The 5,507-nt window shown below is 51.9% G+C and carries 6 protein-coding genes; all 6 read right to left on the bottom strand.

All coding sequences use genetic code 11. The features are described 5' to 3' along the window. Nucleotides 1-130: 130 nt before the first annotated feature. Nucleotides 131-388: a chorismate mutase gene (locus tag KH813_RS05845; RefSeq protein WP_303994417.1), complete on the bottom strand. Its 258-nt coding sequence runs from the start codon at nt 386-388 to the stop codon at nt 131-133. A gap of 74 nt (nt 389-462) precedes the next feature. Beyond that, nucleotides 463-1,647 carry a PLP-dependent aminotransferase family protein gene (locus KH813_RS05840; RefSeq protein ID WP_303994415.1) on the bottom strand — a complete coding sequence of 395 codons (1,185 nt, stop codon included), beginning with the start codon at nt 1,645-1,647 and terminating at the stop codon, nt 463-465. Beyond that, nucleotides 1,644-2,744, bottom strand: coding sequence for an iron-containing alcohol dehydrogenase family protein (locus KH813_RS05835; RefSeq protein ID WP_303994413.1), 1,101 nt, complete (start codon nt 2,742-2,744; stop codon nt 1,644-1,646). The genes KH813_RS05840 and KH813_RS05835 overlap by 4 nt, the downstream gene beginning before the upstream one ends. Nucleotides 2,745-2,830: 86 nt before the next feature. After that, nucleotides 2,831-3,766 (bottom strand): riboflavin biosynthesis protein RibF, encoded by a 936-nt coding sequence (gene ribF, locus KH813_RS05830; protein ID WP_303994411.1) that lies wholly within the window; start codon nt 3,764-3,766, stop codon nt 2,831-2,833. Continuing rightward, entirely contained in the window at nt 3,763-4,620 is an 858-nt protein-coding gene (gene truB / locus KH813_RS05825; RefSeq protein WP_303994409.1) for a tRNA pseudouridine(55) synthase TruB, read from the bottom strand. The genes ribF and truB overlap by 4 nt, the downstream gene beginning before the upstream one ends. After that, a partial coding sequence (locus tag KH813_RS05820; protein WP_303994407.1) for a bifunctional oligoribonuclease/PAP phosphatase NrnA occupies nt 4,604-5,507 on the bottom strand: 904 nt, incomplete at its 5' end. The genes KH813_RS05820 and truB, both read right to left, overlap by 17 nt.

Here is a 5,507-nt window from a genome sequence, read left to right as displayed (position 1 = left end):
ACATTACCGACCAAGGTCCAGCTTTTGTACTGCTGCGACGGCCGCATTTTGAACACGCAAAAAGAATCGTCCGCCGCTGCAAAAATAATACTTTCTACGGTACCGGCAAACGTTTCTTCCCACTGTCCGTTCATGACTGCTGCGCCTTTCGGCAAATGGTCATGACCGCTTGCAAAAATTCTTCATACGCCTTTCTTTCTGTCCGGTTTACATCCGCGCTGAGCATTTGGCGATTTTGCGCCTCACGCTCCGGATCGTAAACGGGCAGGCCGTGCTCGCTTTTGTAGCGGCCGATCGCCTGCGCCAGCGCGAGCCGTTGCAAAAAAAGCGGCTTGATCTGCGTATCCAGCGTACGAATTTCGTTACGCCATTGTTCGAGTTCTGTCATATTTCCTCCTGTCTGTATTATAACCCACAGCAGTATTTTCCCAAGCAAAAAGAGGAATCCGCGGATTCCTCTTTTTACGAGTGCAACATTCTGTGCAACACTTCGCCGATCTTGCGAATGCCTTCACGAATGCGCGCCTCGTCCATACTTGAATAGTTTAGTCGGAAATAATTTTTCTGCTTTGTCACCGGGAAAAATCCTTCTCCCGGCGTAAACGCAACATTTTCTTGCAACGCTTGCGTCAACACGTCACGCGCATCACAACCCTTTGGCAATTCCACCCAGATGAACAAGCCGCCGCGCGGTTCCGTCCAATGCACATTGTCCGGAAAATGCTGCTGCATAGCGGTCAGCATCACATCATGACGTTGCCGATATAAATCCGCATTCGCCGCGACATGACCTTCATAATCCGCTTCCTGCAAAAACGCAGCCACTTGCCGCTGCACCAAAGACGAAGTCGAAAGATCCGCCGCCTGTTTTATAAAGTCAGCGCGTTCGATGACTTCCGCAGGTCCCGCCAAGTAGCCGATCCGTAAACCGGGTGATAACGTTTTGGAAAATGTCCCCAGAAAAGTAACAAGGTGCTTCGTATCCAGCGCTTTTAATGTCGGTAACGCTTCTCCCGAGAAACGTAATTCACCATACGGATGATCTTCCCACACCGGAATTTCATATTGATTGACAAGCTCCATGAACTTTTGCCGGCGCTCAAGCGACCAGGTAATGCCGGTCGGATTTTGGAAATCCGGAATCACGTAAATGGCTTTTACCTTTTTTTGCGTAGCGAGAATTTCCGCCAGCGCTTCCGGAATCACACCTTCTTCGTCCATCGGCATTTCCACGTACGTCGGCTGCGCCAGATCAAAAGCATTCAGAGCGCCGATGTAAGACGGCCCTTCCACCAACAATACATCGCCGGGATCCAAAAACACACGAGCTAAAAGATCCAGACCCTGTTGCGATCCGGCCGTGATTAAAATATCGTCCGGCGCTACGGTTGTCTGCAAATGATTTTGGAACCAATCGGACAGATATTCCCGTAAGGGTAAGTAGCCGCGCGAAGGTCCGTATTGCAAGGCAGCCACACCGTCTTTGGCAAATACTTCCTGCGTGACGGCCGCTAACGTTTCAATCGGAAATGTTTCCGGTGCGGGTAAACCGCCACCGAACGAAATCACTTCCGGTTGCGCCGTCAATTTGAGCAGCATATCAATATCCGACGGAGCAAAATTCTGTGTTAATCGAGAAAACTTCATGCTCCAATCACTTCTTTTCGCGAGCGGTCGTATTCTTCTAACGCCAAGATCGCGTTGCGATACATTTCTTTATCTACCTTGTACGGCATTACGTTCAAATCAAAAGTTTGCAACGCACGTGTCAAAACCGGTTCCAATTCATCGACCGTCACATCGATACCGGCAAGACAGGTCGGTAATTGCATGGCGCGATTAAAGTCATATACTTTCGCCAACTCATCATCCGCGCCGTCCATCGCCAGCAACACCAACACTCCGTACGAAACGAGCTCACCATGCATGTGGTTGGCTTCCACTTGCGGCAGTTCCACCAAGCCGTACGTAAGCGAATGCGCCACGGCGGTGTTGTAATCCGGTTCCAGAAAAATCGAAGCAAAGCCGGTGCTGACAATCACATTGAGGATTGTTTGCCGCAACGCTTCGCTGGTTTTACCTGCCTGCGCGTCCTTATAACCGGTGACAGCCGACTGCATCAACGGCTCGGCACACATGCCGCTGAGCGTCACGCCCACCTGATTGGAATGAAGAATCGAACGATCGCGCGCGGACAGTCGGCTTTCATAATATTTGGCTACCGAGTCACCGATCCCCGCCCAAAGATACTGCACCGGTGCGGAACCGATAATACGTTCATTAATAAACGTATGAATCGGGGGATGATTGGCATCATAGGCGCGATCAAAACGATGGTCTTCCAAATAAACGGCTGCGATACTCGTCACGGCCGCGCAAGTCGCCGCAATGGTCGGGAACGTAAAAAACGGTTTTTGCAATTCCCCGGCGATGACCTTGACCGTATCAATCGCTTTGCCCCCGCCGACGGCAAACAACATATCCGCGTCAGCAACGGTAGGAATTTCCGCCAGTCGTTCGGCATTGGCAAAAGAACATTCTTTGCCGTACATTCGCCAGTCCGTTACCTCCAGTGATGTCTTTTGAAGAGCCGCTTTTAATGCCGGCCGCGCTTTTGCAAGCGCTGTTTCGCCGCCTAAAATGGCGACCGTTTTCCCGTACGTTGCACAAACGGTTTCAATGGCTGCATACGCATCATCTCCGCCGATCGTGAACCCCGGAATATTAACGGTGTACGACTTCATGAAATCCCTCCTTTTTCGATAAACAAAAACCGCCAAGACGGCGGTTTCATAACTTTGCCCGGGTATTGTCACTTATTCTAACAATCTTACCTACACATGTCAATATTTAATTTCTCTGTTAAATTGTGCAACGCACGATCGGTATCATTATGCATTTGCGCAATCAAAGCGGCGACCTCGGAGAATTTTTCTTCCGGACGCAGATACGCAACGAAGAACAGACGGAAGCGTTTTCCGTATAAATTAGCGGAAAAATCGGGAAAATAGGTTTCCACCCGCGTCGGTACATCGGTAAATGTCGGATTAGTACCGACATTGGTAACACCTTTAAGAAGGGTACCGTCGTAACAGGCCACGGTAGCATACACGCCGTTACGCGGCGCGACACGACCTTCATGCAATGCCATATTGGCGGTAGGAAAACCGAGTGTGCGACCGCGTTGATCGCCGTGCAAAACTACTTCATCAATCGACCAATACCGTCCGAGCAATGTCGCTGCCCGTTCCGGTTCACCCGCCAATATGGCCGCGCGAATTTCCGAACTGCTGACCACGCCGCCGGCGTCTTGCAGTAACGGCACGGAAATAACTTCCCAACCGGCGTCTTCGGCATAATTCTGTAAGGTCATAACCGTCCCCTGCGCATCGGCGCCGAAACGAAAGTTTTCTCCCACTACCACACCGACGACGTGTTGATTGTTTTGCAACATGTGCAAAAACTCCGTCGCGCTTTGCCGCATCTGCGCAACCGTCGGTTGGAGCCAGATAATTTCATCCACGCCCTGCAGTCGCAGATATTTTTCTTTATCCGCAAGCGTCAATAAATCACCGGCATACGCCTCCGGCGTTAATGCCGCTTTCGGGGTTTGCGTGAACGTCACGGCCACCAGCCGCGCCGCTTCCCGATCCGCGAGTGCGCGAGCGGTGCAAAGAACTTCGACATGCCCGCGATGCACGCCGTCAAAATTGCCGATAGTTAAAACGGTACGGCGCGCCGCCGTTTCATACATCGCTCGTTTCATTCTTCCACCCACACTTTATAAGGCCGTATGCCTCCTTCTTTCCCCGGCTTGCCAAGACCGATGAATTGTCCATCACACCACAGAGCCGTTACATCACTGATCGTACCGCGAATCGTCTGACCGTGGCGAAAGCGTTCCGCAGCTGCAGTCGGCACCCCATATTGCGGCAAATGGCGTATAGCATCCGTCGCAGGACGTAACGCCGCCTCTTTCGCCGCCCGAATTTCTTCGAGTGTCCACGCATCTTCCAGCGTAAAATTGCCGACCTGTTCCCGCACCAAAAACGACATCGTCAGCGGTACGCCCAAGGACTTACCGAAATCTCTTCCCAATGCGCGGATATACGTTCCCTGCGAGCAAACGATGCGCGCGCGCAAATACGGTAATTGGTAAGAAATGTCCGTAAACTCGTGGATCGTGATTTCACGCGCAGGCAATTCCACCTTCTGATTTTTCCGCGCCAGTTCGTAGGCTTTACGTCCATCCACTTTGATCGCGGAATATTGCGACGGCCGTTGTAAAATCGTACCGCGAAATGAGGCGGCGGCGGTTTCGAGTTGCTCTGCCGTAAGTTCGGGGATAGCGCTTATTTGTTGCACAATCGTTCCGCTCGTATCTTCCGTATCGGTAGCGATGCCCACCAACCACTCCGCAAGATACACTTTCGGCTCTGTCGGCGCCCATGCCAAAAGCCGCGTCGCTTTGCCCAGAAATACCGGCAAAACGCCCGCGGCCAAAGGATCTAATGTGCCGGAGTGGCCTATTTTACGAATGCCGTAAATTTTTCGCAAAACGTAAATGACATCATGGGATGTCATACCGGCCGGCTTCAGTACATTAATGATTCCCTGCATGAGTCAATGCAGCCTCTGCTTTCGGCAACACTTCGGCGATCGCCGTCGCAAGGTCGGTGTACATGGTGCACCCTGCCGCGCGAATATGTCCGCCGCCGCCGAATTGTGCTGCCAACTTCGATACATCGACACTGTTTTTAGAACGGAAGCTTACATACGTTTTTTGCGGCTCATCATACTTAAATTGCAGTGTGAGTTCCACACCTTCGATGTTGCGAGCCAAATCGAGATAGGTATCGACATAGTGACGACCGGCGGCAATGGCCGCTTGATCCATAACGATATAGCTCAGTCGGTGATCGGCCGCAAATTGCAATGTGGACATGATCGGCGCCAAAATCGTCAACGCCTCTTTCGGCAATGAGTCCATGGCCTGCGAAATACGGTCAGGGCGTGCACCGCGATCTACCAACTCGGCCGCCATCGCAAGCGCTTGCGCTGTCGTATTGCCGTAGCGGAAAAAGCCGCAATCCGTAGCAATCGCCATGTAGAGTGCGTCTGCCATAGACGGCGTAATATCCCATCCCCATTGCATAAAGAGTCGGGTTAAAATTTCGCCCGTCGCGGCGGCATGCTCGTCGAGATAAAGCATGTCCGCATAATCAGGATTCGAAACGTGATGGTCGATATTCACAATCGGCACGTTTTCCGGCCAGGCATAATCGCCGGCGCGTGCCGGCGTGCTTAAATCCATGAACAAAATGTGATCATACTCTTTGTCGGGAAGTTCACGGTGTATTTCTTTCGCTAACGGCAAAAACAGATATTTTTCCGCAATGGTGTCGTCGACCAGCATATCGGCCGCCACGCCGCGGGCGCGCAATGCTTCTGTGATCGCCAAAACCGAGCCGAGACAATCACCGTCCGGTTTAACGTGACCGACTACC

The organism is Negativicoccus succinicivorans, from assembly GCF_018373335.1.
Taxonomy (GTDB): Bacteria; Bacillota; Negativicutes; order Veillonellales; family Negativicoccaceae; genus Negativicoccus; species Negativicoccus succinicivorans_A.
Note: the sequence above shows the minus strand (reverse complement) of the source record. Positions and strands in the feature narration are given on the sequence as shown.

What these genes read in the sequence shown, in the direction of transcription:
- truB (WP_303994409.1), bottom strand. Translation starts at nt 4,620, where the DNA reads ATGCAGGGAATCATTAATGTACTGAAGCCGGCCGGTATGACATCCCAT.
- ribF (WP_303994411.1), bottom strand. Translation starts at nt 3,766, where the DNA reads ATGAAACGAGCGATGTATGAAACGGCGGCGCGCCGTACCGTTTTAACT.
- KH813_RS05835 (WP_303994413.1), bottom strand. Translation starts at nt 2,744, where the DNA reads ATGAAGTCGTACACCGTTAATATTCCGGGGTTCACGATCGGCGGAGAT.
- KH813_RS05845 (WP_303994417.1), bottom strand. Translation starts at nt 388, where the DNA reads ATGACAGAACTCGAACAATGGCGTAACGAAATTCGTACGCTGGATACG.
- KH813_RS05840 (WP_303994415.1), bottom strand. Translation starts at nt 1,647, where the DNA reads ATGAAGTTTTCTCGATTAACACAGAATTTTGCTCCGTCGGATATTGAT.